The 15290-nt window shown below is 30.8% G+C and carries 19 protein-coding genes and 2 tRNA genes; 14 read left to right on the forward strand and 7 right to left on the reverse strand.

Going from position 1 to position 15290, the window contains the following annotated elements:
* Window positions 1–342: 342 nt before the first annotated feature.
* Both ACTF45_RS03060 and ACTF45_RS03065 read right to left on the reverse strand, forming a co-directional pair.
* Window positions 343–414, reverse strand: a tRNA-Thr gene (locus ACTF45_RS03060).
* 11 nt (window positions 415–425) lie between these two features.
* Window positions 426–507: transfer RNA gene (locus ACTF45_RS03065), tRNA-Tyr, on the reverse strand.
* A gap of 101 nt (window positions 508–608) precedes the next feature.
* On the opposite strand from ACTF45_RS03065, the gene aroQ reads away from it, so the two are divergent.
* The 10 genes from aroQ (at window position 609) to proC (ending at window position 7755) form a co-directional block, all read left to right on the forward strand.
* Window positions 609–1049, forward strand: coding sequence for a type II 3-dehydroquinate dehydratase (gene aroQ, locus ACTF45_RS03070; protein WP_438949331.1), 441 nt, complete (start codon window positions 609–611; stop codon window positions 1047–1049).
* Window positions 1050–1658: a tRNA-(ms[2]io[6]A)-hydroxylase gene (locus tag ACTF45_RS03075; protein WP_288347948.1), complete on the forward strand. Its 609-nt coding sequence runs from the start codon at window positions 1050–1052 to the stop codon at window positions 1656–1658. It begins immediately after the preceding gene.
* 22 nt (window positions 1659–1680) lie between these two features.
* Window positions 1681–2436 carry a precorrin-2 C(20)-methyltransferase gene (cobI, locus tag ACTF45_RS03080; protein WP_288347947.1) on the forward strand — a complete coding sequence of 252 codons (756 nt, stop codon included), beginning with the start codon at window positions 1681–1683 and terminating at the stop codon, window positions 2434–2436.
* Window positions 2436–2918 carry a DUF1823 family protein gene (locus tag ACTF45_RS03085; protein WP_288347946.1) on the forward strand — a complete coding sequence of 161 codons (483 nt, stop codon included), beginning with the start codon at window positions 2436–2438 and terminating at the stop codon, window positions 2916–2918. Before cobI ends, ACTF45_RS03085 begins: the two co-directional genes overlap by 1 nt.
* A gap of 72 nt (window positions 2919–2990) precedes the next feature.
* Complete coding sequence (der, locus tag ACTF45_RS03090; protein WP_438949332.1) at window positions 2991–4367, forward strand: ribosome biogenesis GTPase Der; 1377 nt, start codon at window positions 2991–2993, stop codon at window positions 4365–4367.
* Window positions 4367–5281: a CbiQ family ECF transporter T component gene (locus ACTF45_RS03095; protein ID WP_438949333.1), complete on the forward strand. Its 915-nt coding sequence runs from the start codon at window positions 4367–4369 to the stop codon at window positions 5279–5281. Before der ends, ACTF45_RS03095 begins: the two co-directional genes overlap by 1 nt.
* Before the next feature lie 17 nt (window positions 5282–5298).
* Window positions 5299–5565: a PII-interacting protein PipX family protein gene (locus ACTF45_RS03100; RefSeq protein ID WP_288347942.1), complete on the forward strand. Its 267-nt coding sequence runs from the start codon at window positions 5299–5301 to the stop codon at window positions 5563–5565.
* A gap of 3 nt (window positions 5566–5568) precedes the next feature.
* Window positions 5569–6207, forward strand: a complete 639-nt coding sequence (locus ACTF45_RS03105; RefSeq protein WP_288347941.1) for a YggS family pyridoxal phosphate-dependent enzyme — start codon at window positions 5569–5571, stop codon at window positions 6205–6207.
* Between the two features lie 158 nt (window positions 6208–6365).
* Window positions 6366–6941, forward strand: coding sequence for a cell division protein SepF (locus tag ACTF45_RS03110; RefSeq protein ID WP_288347939.1), 576 nt, complete (start codon window positions 6366–6368; stop codon window positions 6939–6941).
* A gap of 7 nt (window positions 6942–6948) precedes the next feature.
* Window positions 6949–7755: a pyrroline-5-carboxylate reductase gene (gene proC, locus ACTF45_RS03115; RefSeq protein ID WP_288347937.1), complete on the forward strand. Its 807-nt coding sequence runs from the start codon at window positions 6949–6951 to the stop codon at window positions 7753–7755.
* On the opposite strand, the gene ACTF45_RS03120 is transcribed toward proC, so the two are convergent.
* From ACTF45_RS03120 to hpf, 4 genes are all read right to left on the reverse strand, one after another.
* The gene (locus ACTF45_RS03120) at window positions 7752–8918 is read right to left on the reverse strand and encodes a glycosyltransferase family 4 protein (protein WP_438949334.1); all 1167 of its coding nucleotides are present in this window, start codon (window positions 8916–8918) and stop codon (window positions 7752–7754) included. The genes proC and ACTF45_RS03120 overlap by 4 nt on opposite strands.
* 85 nt (window positions 8919–9003) lie before the next feature.
* A complete protein-coding gene (gene recO / locus ACTF45_RS03125; protein WP_288347935.1) occupies window positions 9004–9783 on the reverse strand; it encodes a DNA repair protein RecO in 780 nt (259 codons plus the stop codon).
* Complete coding sequence (locus tag ACTF45_RS03130; RefSeq protein WP_288347934.1) at window positions 9784–10443, reverse strand: deoxyribose-phosphate aldolase; 660 nt, start codon at window positions 10441–10443, stop codon at window positions 9784–9786.
* A gap of 8 nt (window positions 10444–10451) precedes the next feature.
* The gene (gene hpf / locus ACTF45_RS03135; protein WP_288347932.1) at window positions 10452–11036 is read right to left on the reverse strand and encodes a ribosome hibernation-promoting factor, HPF/YfiA family; all 585 of its coding nucleotides are present in this window, start codon (window positions 11034–11036) and stop codon (window positions 10452–10454) included.
* 44 nt (window positions 11037–11080) lie between these two features.
* On the opposite strand from hpf, the gene lipB reads away from it, so the two are divergent.
* The 3 genes from lipB to ACTF45_RS03150 are packed head-to-tail and all read left to right on the forward strand — an operon-like array spanning window position 11081 to window position 14185.
* Entirely contained in the window at window positions 11081–11725 is a 645-nt protein-coding gene (gene lipB, locus ACTF45_RS03140; protein ID WP_288347930.1) for a lipoyl(octanoyl) transferase LipB, read from the forward strand.
* Between the two features lie 30 nt (window positions 11726–11755).
* Window positions 11756–13681, forward strand: coding sequence for an AMP-binding protein (locus tag ACTF45_RS03145; protein WP_288347928.1), 1926 nt, complete (start codon window positions 11756–11758; stop codon window positions 13679–13681).
* Window positions 13682–13738: 57 nt separating this feature from the next.
* On the forward strand, window positions 13739–14185 hold the full coding sequence (locus ACTF45_RS03150; protein WP_011132039.1) for a YlqD family protein: 447 nt from the start codon (window positions 13739–13741) through the stop codon (window positions 14183–14185).
* Window positions 14186–14303: 118 nt separating this feature from the next.
* Here ACTF45_RS03150 and ACTF45_RS03155 read toward each other — a convergent pair whose 3' ends face one another.
* Entirely contained in the window at window positions 14304–14612 is a 309-nt protein-coding gene (locus ACTF45_RS03155; RefSeq protein ID WP_438949335.1) for a hypothetical protein, read from the reverse strand.
* A 313-nt stretch (window positions 14613–14925) separates the two neighbouring features.
* Between ACTF45_RS03155 and ACTF45_RS03160 the strand changes: the two genes are divergently transcribed.
* The gene (locus tag ACTF45_RS03160) at window positions 14926–15168 is read left to right on the forward strand and encodes a hypothetical protein (protein ID WP_438949336.1); all 243 of its coding nucleotides are present in this window, start codon (window positions 14926–14928) and stop codon (window positions 15166–15168) included.
* Window positions 15169–15290: the final 122 nt, after the last annotated feature.

The following is a 15290-nucleotide window of genomic DNA, read 5'->3' on the forward strand; positions in this document are numbered from 1 at the left end:
CTTTATGGATAGCTTAAATGAGTGATGAGGGTGAAGATAATAGGACTTTATTTCGGATAGGAGTTGCATTAAACGTGGTTATGTTACTGCTAATAATCCTCGTTGTAATCTGATGGACTACCAGTTAAATAATAGAATATACAAAGATATGCATTACTAGTTAGAACATAGATGTAGTAAGTAGGAGGAAATCATGAATCTAGTTATAGCAACCAGTTGCAACTAAAAATACTTCCCTAATCGAGGGAAAGGTTAGGTATTAGTCACCCGAGACACCCAAAAAGCTATTAACGACTTCTTACAAATTCTTTGAGATTGTAGTGGTAGAGTGGGTTTGAGGGATGCCCTCGACGGAATTTGAATCCATGACCTCTCCCTTACCAAGGGAGTGCTCTACCGCTGAGCTACAAGGGCTGAAAAAAAAGTGGGCCGGGTTGGATTTGAACCAACGTAGGCAGAGCCAGCGGATTTACAGTCCGCCCCCTTTAACCACTCGGGCACCGACCCCCACTATTTGAACTTATCAGTTAATGGTCACTTTGTGTGAAAATGTTTTGGTTTTTTTGTTTCTTTCTAGATAGCATTTAAAAGAAAAGACTTAATAGCTGATGAATATTTTATTGATAAATGGGCCAAACCTTAATTTGTTGGGTATTAGAGAACCTGAAATATATGGAAATAAAACCTTGAATGATATTGAAAAAGATTTAATCAAAGTTGCTAAGGGAAAAAGTATTAATCTTGAATGCTTTCAAAGTAATCATGAAGGTGAAATCGTTGATAAAATCCAATCCTCGGTAAGTACTATCCATGGAATCCTTATTAATGCCGGTGCTTTTACTCATACTTCAATTTCTATAAGAGATGCTTTAATTGGATCAAAAATCCCGTTTGTAGAACTACATATATCAAATATCTTTAGCAGGGAAGAATTTCGAAAAGAATCTTTTCTTACAGACAAAGCAATAGGAATAATTAGTGGATTTGGTATTACAAGTTATTTTCTTGCTCTTGAGGGAATAATTGAATTTTTAAGTAGTAATAAGTAAATGCTAGTAGATTTTAAAAGGCCCTCTTCTAATATTAAATATTTATCCTCATTATCCTCAGAAAGTTGGCTAGAGCTAGCTTTATCGAATCCAATAGAGATACTTATTGATCATGCTCATTGTGAAAGAAAAGCTGCTGGAGTTGCAATTCAATTAATGTTTAGATATCCATCTGAACCTGACCTGGCAGAAGTTTTGAGCCCCATAGCAAGGGAAGAGTTAGAGCACTTTGAAAAAATACTTTTTTTACTAAAGGATCTTGGTCATTCGCTTAAATCTCTTAAGCCTCCCCCATATGGAGCTGAATTGGCGAAATGTGTCAGAAAAGAGGAACCATATAGAATGTTAGATAGTTTCTTAATAGCAGGACTTATTGAAGCAAGAAGTCATGAAAGATTAAGTTTACTAGCCTTGAATTCTGAGCACAAATCTTTCAAGTTGCTTTATGAGTCTTTACTTGAAAGTGAAGCAAGACATTTTGGAATTTATTGGAAACTAGCTCAGACTAAATTCTCTAAAAATGAAACTAACAAAAGATTAGAGGAATTATCTAATATTGAATCGGAGATCTTATCCCAAACGTTTGCTTTGCCAAGAATTCATAGTTAATTGAATTTTGTTATTCATTCATATGGGAATTAGAAAAACTCTAAAAAATCTGCTTGGTTTTAAAAGTGATCTTGCATCATTAACAGTAGTTGGTGTTGGTCCTGGAGATAGTTCTTTACTAACTATTGCTGCAGTAGAGGCAATTAAAAAAGCAAAACTTATAGTTTTCCCAATTTCAAGTGATGATAGAAAGAGTGCATCTGCGGAAATAGTCAAAAAATATATCAAATTCAAGAAAAAAATTCCCATTATTTTTCCAATGGCAAGACAAGAATTTGATCCAGATCAAATCTGGTCTAGTGCTGTGGATATAATTGTTAAATCTGTTAGGAACAATAAATCTGTTGCTTTACTTTGTCTTGGAGATCCTTCACTGTATGCAAGTTCCTCAAATATTCTGAGAATAATAAATAATAATTATCCTGAAATAATCACAAGGACAATACCAGGGATATCATCTATCTCAGCAGCAGCTGCTTTAAGTAATTTTGATTTAGTAAAGAAAGGCGAGACTTTGATAGTAAAAGAATGTCCTTCTTCTAAATCGGAATTAATAACTCTAATAATTCAGACTAAAGCAAATAAAACAGTTTTAGTACTTATGAAAGTTGGGAAAAGATGGGGGTCAGTTAAAGAAGTTTTAAAAAAAGAGAAAATCATTAATAAAGCTTTAATCGCTTTAAATGTAGGGATGCCTGATCAAATTATCCAACATGCTTTAAAATATAATGTGGAGACAATGCCTTACTTTTCTTTAATTTTGATAAGACCTAATTAATGAATAAGGACAAATTTCTAAGTAATAATTTTAAATGGTCTATAAGTAGGCAAATATTGTCTCTAATACTTGAAGATAAAGTAAGTGATATTTTTGTATGTGAATTAGTATGGGAAAGACTTTTTTATATCAATGAACCTTCTATGAATGGATGGATTTCAAGTTCCTTAACTCCATCATATTGGTCAGAAAAATTTTCAAAAGCTCCTCAAATTATTTCAGAACGATCAGCTTCGGTTCATTTGACACGATCTATACCGAAAGATCACAAACAAAATTTAAAAAAAATTCTTAATTTTGAAGGGTATAAAATTAACGAACTTTATCCTAGAAGAACAAGAAGAGCAACTGCTGTCAATTGGCTGATCTATTGGTCTATTGACTCGAGTTCTTCTTTAGATGATTTTTCTAAGTTACCTAAAATATCTCCCCCATCTCCTAATCCAGCAAAAGGTCATTTTGGAGATCCTGAAATCAAATAAATACTCCTGGATAGAGTAAAAGATAGTATTGAGGGTATAGTTGTAATAGATCTAATTTTCTGAGGGGAATAATTGACTCTTCCATCAATAGCAATAATCGGAAGACCTAATGTTGGAAAGTCTACTTTGGTTAATAGGTTATGCCAAAGTAATGACGCAATTGTATTCGATAAACCTGGAGTTACTAGAGATAGAACTTATCAAAATGCTTCTTGGGGGGGGAGGGAATTTCAAGTTGTTGATACGGGAGGATTAGTTTTTGAAGATGATAGTGAATTCCTCCCCGAGATTCGTACTCAAGTATTTTTAGCATTAGAAGAGGCTTCTCTTGCTTTATTTGTAGTTGATGGAAATCAAGGTGTAACTGACGGTGATTTATCCATAGCAAAATGGCTGAGGAATTCAGCTTGTAAGACTATTGTTGCGGTAAATAAATGTGAATCTACATCCTTAGGAGTCTCTTTGGCCTCTGAGTTCTGGAAATTGGGTTTAGGTGAACCTTATCCTGTCTCTGCTATTCATGGCTCTGGAACGGGGGATCTATTAGACATTGTTATTGATGGATTCCCTAAAGATTTAAATGTTGAAGATAAAGAGGATAAAATAATGATGTCAATTATTGGGAGACCAAATGTTGGTAAATCCAGTTTGTTAAATGCTATTTGCGGAGAAAAAAGAGCAATAGTTAGTGATATAAGTGGGACTACAACTGATTCAATAGATACTCTTATTAAGAAAGATTCCCATCTATGGAAAATAGTGGATACAGCAGGAATAAGAAGAAAAAAAAATGTAAAATATGGAACTGAATTTTTTGGAATTAATAGAGCTTTTAAATCTATTGATAGAAGTGATGTTTGTGTCCTGGTTATAGATGCTATAGATGGAGTGACTGATCAAGATCAGAAATTGGCAGGGCGAATAGAAGAACAAGGTAGAGCATGTCTAATTGTAGTGAATAAATGGGATCTTGTAGAGAAAAATAATTCCACAATCTATCAAGTTGAAAAAGAACTTAGATCAAAATTATATTTTTTGCATTGGTCAAAAATGATTTTCATTTCAGCTTTGACTGGTCAAAGAGTTCAAAATATTTTTGAGCATGCTCTTAGTGCTGTAACACAGCATAGAAGGAGAGTTGCAACTTCAGTCGTTAATGAAGTTCTTAAGGAGGCTCTTGGATGGAAAAGTCCACCAACAAAGAGAAGTGGAAAACAAGGAAGACTTTACTATGGGACTCAAGTAAAAAACCAGCCTCCAACTTTTACTCTTTTTGTGAATGACCCTAAATTATTTGGTATTACATATAGAAGATATATTGAAAAACAAATAAGATTAAATCTTGGGTTTGAAGGGTCTCCAATAATTTTACTTTGGAGAGGAAAACAGCAAAGAGACCTAGAAAAAGAGACATCAAAAAAGAATATTAATATTATTCAAAAAGATTAATGAATATTCTCACTAAATTTCCTATTGGACAATATGTTGATGGTAATAGAAGTTGGTTAAGAATTATCGACAGTAGATTAAAGATAATTGCAGTATTTATTTTTCTAATTACTCCAATTTGGGCAGGCCCATTGTGGAGAATAAGTTTAGTTATTTGTTTGCTATTTATTACTTTTATCAGTTTGTTACCCTTTAGAGTTTGGTGGCGATCACTTCTCTTCCTTTTAGGCTTATCATTGATAATTGGATTACTATCAACAATAGCATTTTCTGATATTCAATCTCTTGATAGTTCTTTAAGAGATCCGAATGAATTGAACTTGATTCTAGAAAGTCAGGAAAGTTGGAATATTTTAGAAATTCCATCTAAGAAAATAGGATTTATAACTCTTGGGTCTTATAACTTATCTAGGAAAGCTTTCGAGTTAGGAATAAAAACTTCAACATTAATATTTACTGTTATTCATAGTGTGAATTTGATGCTCCTAACAACATTACAGGAGGATATAGTCTGGGCCTTAAGTTGGTTTATGATTCCTTTTAGAAAAGTTGGTTTGCCTATTGATAAATTGCTTTTCCAATTACTTTTAGCATTGCGCTTTATTCCTTTAGTTCAAGAAGAATTACAAAACATAATCAAATCAGTATCAGTTAGATCAATAAATCTTAGAAGTTTGGGTTTTAAGAAATCTATTAATGTTTTATTAACAATGGTTGAAAGACTTTTTTTAAATATATTCTTAAGAATTGATCAAGGGGCAGATTCGTTACTTTCTAAAAAAAAAATAACTATAAAAACTTATAGATATAAAGCTTTTGATAAAAAAAATTCCCTAACTTTTATTTTTAATTCATTATCTATTTGTTTTATATGCATAGCAATTTTTCTTAGAAAACAGTATGGTGCATTGTAAATAAATAATTTTTTAGTTTGAGTTCAGAGCGTTATTTAAATCACCCAACATTTGGAATGTTATATCAAGTCTCTCTAGGGATTGAGGGAAAAGATATTTATGTGACTTTGTATGCACAAAAAATGTTTTTTTTAGTAGAAGTTAGACAACGAGAAGTCTTTTTTGAAGTTATACCCTATTTAGATGCTCGAAATCAGTCTGAATTAAACTTGCAAAGAGCAAGAAGACAAGGATCAGAAGATTTCTCAAAATGGGATAATTTATTTAGACAAACTTTTTTATAAAATTTGGAAATTTCAAATTACTTGCAAATTAAAAAACAATTACCTCTTAATGTAAATTTACTGGCTGTGAGTAAGGGGTTTAGTAGTAAAGAAATCAAAATTATAAATAATCTAGGACAAAATGATTTTGGGGAAAGTAGATTTCAAGAAGCTATTGAGAAGAAAGTCTTATTAGATGATTTAAAAAATATAAAATGGCATTTCATTGGAAGAGTGCAGACTAATAAAATAAGAAAAATAGTCCAAAATTTTGAATATATTCATTCTGTAGACTCATATGAAAAATTGTTAAAGATTTCCAATGTTTCATTTGAAGAGAAGAGAAATCCAATAGTAATGTTACAAGTCAAATTAAGTGATGATCCAAATAAAGGAGGATTTAATCCTAAAGTATTGTTAGAAAAATGGGATCAGATTAAGGAATTTAAAAGTATCAAAATTAAAGGCCTAATGACTATCAACCCAAAGGGTTTGAGTTCAATAGAAAATATTAAACTATTTAAAAAATGCAGGTACCTAGCAGATTCCCTCAAACTTCAGGATTGTTCAATGGGAATGTCAGGAGACTGGGAGGAAGCGGTTAAAGCAGGATCTACTTGGTTACGGTTAGGATCAACAATTTTTGGTAACAGAACATATTAGTCAGCAATTAATTATATTTTATAAAAATCTTGTTTTTAAACTTGCAGTAAACTATAAGTAACGTTATTTAAGTATAGGTAGTTTATTCATTCATAAAAGATGGATATATTACTAAAGGTTTTTTGGCCTTAGTTATCAATTTCAAGAGGATTTAAAAGGTGTCACTTATTTCTCGATTAAAGGCAGTTGTTGCAGGGGATGATTATCTGGATGATGATTTTGATGAGTTGGATTATGCATCAGAGGATGAATTTAATGGTAATGATGATTTTAAACAAAATTATAAAAACTCGAATGCACTTTCAAATTCAAATCCATTTGAGTTTATGAATAATAATAGGACATCAAATGTGGTAGGAATGCCTGGCATTGCTAATTCATCTTCAGAGGTGAGCTTGATGGAGCCTAGAAGTTTTGATGAAATGCCTCAAGCAATACAGGCATTAAGAGAAAGAAAGACTGTAATTTTAAATTTGACTATGATGGATCCTGATCAAGCACAAAGAGCTGTTGATTTTGTTGCAGGAGGTACATATGCAATAGATGGTCATCAAGAAAGAGTTGGTGAAAGTATTTTTCTTTTTGCTCCTAGTTGTGTAAATGTAACTAGTTCTTTCCCAGAGGAGGCTTCTCCCTCAAATGTTTCAAGCAAAAAGACATCTCAATATAATTTTGAAACTAACACAACTCCAGAGCCAGCTTGGGGAGAATCTAAACTATCGGCTTACAATTAACTAATCTGTGACTAGTAAAATTGCAGTCATTGGGTTTGGAAATATTGCAAAAGCTATTATAACTCCACTATTTGATAAAAAATTACTAAATCCAAAGGATATATATTGTTTAGTAAATACAAAAAAAAGTTTAGAAAATATTAGAAAAAACTATAAATATGATATTAATATTTTTCAAGCAAACTCCAAAGGTTCGGAAATTATATGGGATTGCAAAGTTAAACTTCTCTCTGTAAAGCCTCAGCAACTTAAAAATATAATTGAATTAGAAAAAAATAAAAATAATTTGTTGGTTTCTATTTTAGCTGGTGTATCTTTAGAAAAACTTATAAAAAAATTTCCAAATCATAAATGCGTTAGGGTAGTGACTAATATTCCAATAACAATTGGTAAAGGTTTAACTGGAATTTCATGGGGAGATGAAATAACTGAAGATCAGAAGCAATTCATAAAAAGATTATTTGAAAATTCTAGTAAAATTTATGAATTTCCTGAAGATTTACTCGATATTTTTTTATCATTAACTTCTTCCGGGCCAGCTATAATTGCCTTGATTATTGAAGCTTTAAGTGACGGAGGTTTAAGCGGCGGATTGCAAAAAAGACTTTCTGAAGAACTTGTTGTAGAGATGATTTTAGGCACTGTTAGTTTAATAAAAGAAACTAATTTAACAACTGCTGAGCTTAAGAATATGGTAACTTCTCCTGGGGGCACCACCATATCAGCACTAAGGGTTTTAGAAAATAGGAGTTTAAGGTCTGCTCTTATAGAAGCAGTGGTTTCGGCCAGTAATCGTAGTAAAGAATTTCGTTAAGGGTTAGATATTTTTATAGTATTTAAGTAAAGTTTTTCCAGAGCTTCAATATTTTTTTTAATTGTATATCTTTCAATGACTCTTTCACGTCCTTTTTCCCCCAGAGCCTTTGTAAATGAAGGATGATCTATCAAAATTGGAATTATAGTTTTTAATTGAGTGACAACATTTTCAGTAGAGATCACAATGCCTGCTCCATTATCTAAAACCTCACCATCAGCTCCAGCATCAGTTGCAACACATGCCGTACCAGTGGACATTGCCTCTAAAAGTGATAAAGATAGTCCCTCTATTAAACTCGGTAAAAAAAACACCTCTGCGATTTGCATAATTGCTACTCTGGTTTCTAAATCAGTTTCTGATCCCCACCAAATTAATTTATCTTTTCCTAGGTTAGAAAAACTATTTTCCAGTGTAGGCTTCATTGGTCCGTCTCCAACAATTACTAGTTTGCAATTATTAGTTTTAGTTTGACGCCAGGATTTTAAAAGAGCCTCAATATTTTTTTCGTTAGCAATCCTTCCCATATATATAAATATTCTTCCTTCCCCTAGTTTACTTTTAACTAAATTATATTTTTTACTTTTTACTTTCACAGGTTGCCAAATACTTTCATCAACTCCATTTGGAATAATTATTTGCTTTTCTTTACTAACACCTAGGTTTTCTAAAAGTGTTTTTTGAGGTTCTGAAAAAACAATTATTTTATGAAATTTAGCGAGAGAGGGCGCATAAAGTTGATAAGTTAGTTGTTGAGTACTTGCAGTTAAGTTCCTATTATTTTTATCAAATGCAGGATGAAATGTCCCTACAAGTGGGAGGTTTATTTGTTTGCAAAGTTCAGGCAATCTAAAGTCGAGAGGAGATAAAGTTAGACTTGCATGAACTATATCTGGCTTTAATCTCTCTAATGAATGTCTTAGTTCTTTTTCTGCTCTTGGAGAAGGGATCGTATAAACTTGTGATTTAATTAAGTAAGGAAGACTGACCTCAGGATCGTTTGCTAAAAATAAGGGTTTAGATTCGTTTGCATTAGAGGGATTATCAAAATGTATAAAACTTACTTTATGGCCTCTCACTTTTAATTGTTCAGTAGTTAAATTTCCATAACTTACATTTCCACAAAAGGGAGATTTTTTACCTAACCAGGCAACATGAACCACATCAAATTAATCAACTATTTATAAAGTTAACAGTCAAAGTTACAATCATCGAGATCTTTTAATTTAATAACAATTTAACCCTTAATTATCTATAAAATTCTCTTAACATTTTTAGTGACGATAATTCTTTTTCTAATTGAGCAGAGATCCAATTTTCAACAATTGATAATATCTTAAGCCAAACTTTTTTAGGTCCTAATAATTCTCCATTTGATTTGATTGGTAATTCTGCGAAAAGAAGTCTTTGTAAAAGAGCAACTTCAGAAGCATTCACTTTTAAAACACTCTCTACATCTTCTACTGTAGAAAATCCCTCATTTGGTAAATAGGAACATTGCCAATCCCAGTTACCTAAGGGTGGAATAATAGGCTCGCCCGTTTTACAGCAAAAATTTACAGGAATATTTATCCCTCCAATTGCTAATAAATGAATTAAAGATTGAATACTCATTGAAAGCATTTTGAAGTCCTCTTCACTTTCAAGGTTATATCCATAAATTCGATCTAAATGAATAAGTACGCTAGACAAGTAATCTTTTTGCTTGTCGTTGTTTCCAACTAATAAAAAGGTTAATTCAGTTATTGCTTGGGCTGCAGCAAGACATTCAATATTTTTCCCCAATCCGTTGTAGCTTTTGAGAATTTTAATCTGACGAACAGACTTGAGACTTCTTTTTCCAAAGATCTGAAAACTTAAATATGTTAACGGAGTAGCTGCAGCAAGACTACTTTTTGGACGCCTGGCACCTGGAGCTGCAAGCCTAATAATACCTTGTTCATCTGTTAAAACAGTTATTAATCTTCCACTCTCACCTAGCGGACTAGCTTTAATACAGAGACCTTTTATTCTACTTTCGCCTGACATTTAAATAAGTCTAATTTCTTTAAAAATCTCATTAAAATTTGAAGTTCCAATACAATCTATACCTGAATCAAATAAATCAACAACTTGGGTTAGTGTTTTTATGCTTCCTACCACTTTTATAGAATTCTGGTTGCCAATAAATTTTAATATTTCAACTATATCAACTTTAGAAATAGCAGGTCCAAAACCATCTCCAAATTGAAAATTTGTTATTCCTAATTCAAGAGAAATTTCTATGGCTTTTTCGAAAAGTTCTTTATCTAATTTTGTTTTGTTTATGATTATAGTGACTGGTAATTCTGAAGCATTAATACTCTCAATTTCACTAGCAAAACTATTTAAATCATTTTTAGATAGTTTTAGAAAATTAGGAATGTACTCTATTCCGCTTGCACCATTATCTTTTGCATAGCAAACAAATTCATCAATAAAATCAAGTGGTAAATCAGCTAATGGATAAGAAATTAGAGTATTTATATTTACTTTATGATTGTTTAATGCATCTTTTATAGGACTTAAAAAGTTAAGAGATGTAGAAACATTTCTAATATTATATTTTTGAATTAAATCGCAGTTGGCATTTAATTCTTCCAAAGATAAATACGGATTAATTATTATTGCATGTATCTTTTCATTTAATTCGTAATCGATATTAAACATTTTTAGTATTATTTAGACTGGATTAATCCATAACCACCATGATTCCTTTTATAAATAACTTGTAATTCATTATTTACTTTATTTCTAAATACATAAAATTCATGATCAATAAAATCTAATTGTTTTCTAGCCTCTTCCAAAGAGGTAGGAATCATTTCAAAATATTTTTTTTTAATAGATGGTTCAGGTAATCTCACCTCTCTTTCCTCGTTGAATATATCTTTATCTATAGAAACTGATTCTTCAATTGCATTGGAATAAGAATTTTTATTCTTTACAAGATTATTATGTAATTTTTTATTATGCCTCTCTTTATATTTCCGTAGTTTTCTACAAAGTTTATTTGAAACCAAATCAATACTGGAATATAGATTTTCTGTTTTTTCTTCAGCTCTGATAATAGTTCCATTAGCAAAAATTGTAACTTCAGCTGTTTGGAATGAAACTCTTGGATTCTTTTCGATTGAAAGGTGTATATCTACTTCTTTAACGATATCCTTATAGTGATGCGTTGCCTTTTCTATTTTTGCCTCAGTATATTCTTTTAAAGGTCCTGTAAGTTCGAGATTCTTTCCATGGATTAAAATTTTCATAATAAATCTAAAAATATTTTCATATTTCCTAAATCTACATAACTATGATTAATAGAACATCAATAATTAAACAACCTGATAAAATTTCATTTTTTTATGATGTATATAAATTACAAAAAGAATATCAAGACTCATTAATTTCAGGTAAATCAAATATGAATTTCATTTGGTTAGGCGAGCATCAACTTTGCTATACAGTCGGAAGAGGTTCGAATATGGATAACTTGCTTTTCTCAGCAGATGAACAAGATGTATTTAAAATTGATAGAGGGGGTGAGGTTACATGCCATATGCCAGGACAGTTAGTTACTTATTTAGTTTTAGATTTGAGTAATTTAAATAAAGATTTAAATTGGTATTTAAGAAAAATTGAAAAAATAATTATTAAAACTCTAAGGAGTTTTAATATTAATTGCTCTACTAAAGATGGATTTACAGGTGTGTGGATAGGAGAAAATAAAATTGCTTCAATCGGTATTGGATGCAAACGGTGGGTAACAATTCATGGCTTCTCAATAAACGTTAACTGCAAATTAGAAAATTTTAATAAGATTGTTCCTTGCGGTATTGAGGGCTGCCAAATGGTAAATATGTCTGATTACAATAAAAATGTAGATATAAAAGAAGTTAAGAAAATTGTTAAAAAAATCATTCATGAAGAGTTTAATTTTAATTTTGTATCAGAATAGAAACTTAAAAGATTTGGAAATTTCATAAATATGAAAGAATTAGCATATTGGCCTGCAGCAAAATCTCTTTCAAAAAATGAAAAATTTACAAGTAAAAGGAAAGATATAAATAATCTTGATCATGTTGATCAAATATGGGAATACTTAAAATTAAGATGTGGGAATACAATAGCTATTAATGATTTGAGAGGAAAAAATAAAGAAAAAATTTCATATTCTGAGTTAGCTAATTTAATCACTAAAGTCTCTAATTCTTTTAAAAATTATGGATTAGTTAAAGGTGATGTTGTCACATTAATATCTGAAAACTCACCAAGATGGTTAATAGCTGATCAAGGGTTGATGCGATTAGGAGCTATTAATGCTGTAAGAGGTATTAATTCACCTTCAGTAGAATTAGAGTACATAATTGAGCATTCTAATTCTGTTGGTCTAATTGTTCAATCTAAGGAAGTCTGGTTAAAATTAAATAAAAAAAATGAATTAAAAAAAAGATTCAAATTTATAATTAATCTGGAAGATGAACAATTTGAAGATCTAATAAATTGGCCTGAATTTATAAAAGCAGGAGAGGAAAATCTTTTAAAAAATAATAGTTTTGAAAAATATAATCATCAGATTAACGATATTGCCAGCATTCTCTATACATCAGGGACAACAGGTAAACCAAAAGGTGTTCCCTTAACACATGCAAACTTTTTACATCAAATCATTAATCTGGCCCATATCGCGGATCCAGAACCCGGAACTTCTGTCCTGAGTGTACTACCTATCTGGCATTCGTATGAAAGAAGTGCAGAATATTTCTTTTTTTCATGCGGGTGTACTCAATTTTATACAAATCCAAAATTCCTGAAAGATGATATTAAACAAGTTAAGCCAGTTGTTATGGCTACTGTTCCTAGGCTATGGGAGGCCATTCATGATGGCTTTTTCTTGGCTTTAAAAAAAATGCCTCCTAAAAAACAGAAAATTATAAAGATCTTGATAAAGAATAGTTCTATTTTTAAAAGAAATTTAAGAAAGATCAGAAATTTAGAAATTAATCAAGTAAGTTCCTTAGCAAAAATATCTTTGACAATATCTGTAATAGGAAGATTTGTTATACATAAGATATCTTCTACTTTTTTATGGCCAAGTATTTTAAAACAATTATGTGGAGAAAAACTTAAATTTCCAATCAATGGTGGGGGTGCTTTACCTGAGCATGTAGATTTGTTTTTTGAATCTTTAGGTATAGATGTTCTAGTCGGTTATGGATTAACAGAAACCAGTCCAGTACTAACTTGTAGAAGAAGAGAACTTAATGTTAGGGGATCTTCTGGACAGCCATTGGCATTTACTGAAATCAAAATAATGAATGAAGAAAAAGATAAGATTTTGAAATTTAAAGAGATAGGCAAGATTCTTGTTAAAGGACCTCAAGTAATGAAAGGTTATTTGAATAATATTTCAGCTACTAAAGATGTTTTATCAAAAGATGGTTGGTTTGATACTGGAGATTTAGGTTTTCTTATTCCAAATGGATCTTTGGTTATAACAGGGCGAGCCAAGGATACGATAGTTCTTTCTAGTGGAGAAAATATAGAGCCAAATCCCCTTGAAACTGAGATTCTTAGTTCTGAATTTATTAATCAAGTTCAATTAGTAGGTCAAGATAAAAAATGTTTAACAGCACTTGTCGCTCCAAACATAGAATTAGTAGAAAATAAATTCTTTGAAAATGATATTTCCAAATTAAATTCGAATAAAAAAATTGGTTTGTTTTTTAAGTCGCAGATAAATAATTTGCTAAAAAACAGATTAGGAGCAAGATTTGAGGAACAGATATTAGAATGCTATTTTGTTGATGCTTTTACTTTGGAAAATGGTTTATTGACTCAAACTCTTAAACAGAAAAGAAGAGAAATAGTTGATTTGTATTCATCACAAATAGAAGAAATGTATAAAAAATAAATTAAACAAGAAAAATCTCCTTGATATCTCTATATTGAAAGGGTAAATTAATTTTTTATGGAAACTAAAAACTCAATATCCATCAAACGTTCTATAGCAATAAAAGCTATTGTTACCCCTACTTGGAAAGAAGATGCTGAGAAGGAATTAAGTAATGCGATTTCTGCAGTTGATCAACAATTATCACAACTTGAACAAGAAGGTCAACAAATAGTTAGTAATATAAGATCCCAGTCAGTAAATCCATTAGATCCAAGAGTTCAAGAGCAAGTTGGCCAAGTTCAGCAACAAGTTGGTGCTAAAAGAAACGAACTTGAAGAGCAAAAAAGAAATCTATTGCAACAACAAAGCCAAGTTCGTGATTTAAAAATGGATGAAATTGTTGATCAAGGACAGGTTGATAGCTTTTGTGATGTTTCGGTTGGAGATAATCTTATTAAGAAGATGCAAGTTTCAATAACAGTTAAAGATGGGATAATTCAATCGATTAATAACAACGAATAAATTTAAAAGTTTAAATTCCTTTTTGAAGGTAAATCATAGTTTCTTTGGGGCTATTTTTTTTCAAACCTACACTAAATTTTCGATCGCTTTTACTCTTTTAGAATCGCATGTAAGGGTATTAAATTTTAATTTTTTCTAAATTCCATTTATCAAATATTAATTTCATTTCTCTTTCGTAGAATCTTACTTTCTTTGAGAAAGGTAGTTGTTGAATAATTATCCCAAAGGGGAATTTAAAAAAAGAAGAAACATAAACAATATAAAACTCGACAAATGAAGGTTTTGGTGGGAGAGGTAAATTTTTAAAATATGCCCAATCAATGCATGGTTTTAGTTGCTTATCACTAGCATTAATATTTTTTCTACATCTCCAGTAAGAGAATAGATAAATGCCAATAAAAATCGGTAGTGGAAGAAGTCGCAACATTAAATATCAAGGATAATTTTTCTTCTCATTGATTCATACTCCTATTTAATAATAAATGGATAGTTTAGTTTTTATGGAAATTCTGCTTATTGGATTATCATTAGGTCACATCAAAATTTGAGATTTGTTTTAATCATGTTGCCAGAAATTCAAATTTTGTCCTTTACTCTTTACCTTTAAATAAATCAACTTTGATATCAAAAGTAACTACTATTCCAATGCTTATTAGCAATAGTCCAATAGCAATTTGAGGTGAAGGTAAAACCATATAAAACTTATTTTTATTCACCCTATCGAATCCATTCCAGTATCGATGAAAGATTTAGTAATATTAAATCTAAATAAAGCAGTACATTTCAACATGGCACGAGCAGAAAATGATCTTGATATCTATTACGCAGTAGGTAATGCGAATACTCAAAGACAAGAAAGTGAAATTGCAGCAATAATCAATAAAAGGAATTCTGGAGGGTGGAAATTAATTTCAACAAGTACCGCAATTGTGGATACTAAAAATCAATTTTCAAACCTTTATCTATTCTGGGAAAAGAAATAGTGTGTAAACACTACACTGAATTAAAATCTTTTCCATTAGATTAATAACATCAGAAACTCCTCACACACTAATTTCTGATCAATAAACACCCCGATTCTTAAGAATTAGGGTGTTTTTTTAAT

Source organism: Prochlorococcus sp. (assembly GCF_965655815.1).
GTDB lineage: Bacteria > Cyanobacteriota > Cyanobacteriia > PCC-6307 > Cyanobiaceae > Prochlorococcus_A > Prochlorococcus_A pastoris.

Coding starts and splice junctions, on each gene's coding strand:
- aroQ (WP_438949331.1), top strand. CDS start 609: ATGAATATTTTATTGATAAATGGGCCAAACCTTAATTTGTTGGGTATT.
- ACTF45_RS03075 (WP_288347948.1), top strand. CDS start 1,050: ATGCTAGTAGATTTTAAAAGGCCCTCTTCTAATATTAAATATTTATCC.
- cobI (WP_288347947.1), top strand. CDS start 1,681: ATGGGAATTAGAAAAACTCTAAAAAATCTGCTTGGTTTTAAAAGTGAT.
- ACTF45_RS03085 (WP_288347946.1), top strand. CDS start 2,436: ATGAATAAGGACAAATTTCTAAGTAATAATTTTAAATGGTCTATAAGT.
- ACTF45_RS03095 (WP_438949333.1), top strand. CDS start 4,367: ATGAATATTCTCACTAAATTTCCTATTGGACAATATGTTGATGGTAAT.
- recO (WP_288347935.1), bottom strand. CDS start 9,783: ATGTCAGGCGAAAGTAGAATAAAAGGTCTCTGTATTAAAGCTAGTCCG.
- ACTF45_RS03130 (WP_288347934.1), bottom strand. CDS start 10,443: ATGTTTAATATCGATTACGAATTAAATGAAAAGATACATGCAATAATA.
- hpf (WP_288347932.1), bottom strand. CDS start 11,036: ATGAAAATTTTAATCCATGGAAAGAATCTCGAACTTACAGGACCTTTA.
- lipB (WP_288347930.1), top strand. CDS start 11,081: ATGATTAATAGAACATCAATAATTAAACAACCTGATAAAATTTCATTT.
- ACTF45_RS03145 (WP_288347928.1), top strand. CDS start 11,756: ATGAAAGAATTAGCATATTGGCCTGCAGCAAAATCTCTTTCAAAAAAT.
- ACTF45_RS03150 (WP_011132039.1), top strand. CDS start 13,739: ATGGAAACTAAAAACTCAATATCCATCAAACGTTCTATAGCAATAAAA.
- ACTF45_RS03155 (WP_438949335.1), bottom strand. CDS start 14,612: ATGTTGCGACTTCTTCCACTACCGATTTTTATTGGCATTTATCTATTC.
- ACTF45_RS03160 (WP_438949336.1), top strand. CDS start 14,926: ATGAAAGATTTAGTAATATTAAATCTAAATAAAGCAGTACATTTCAAC.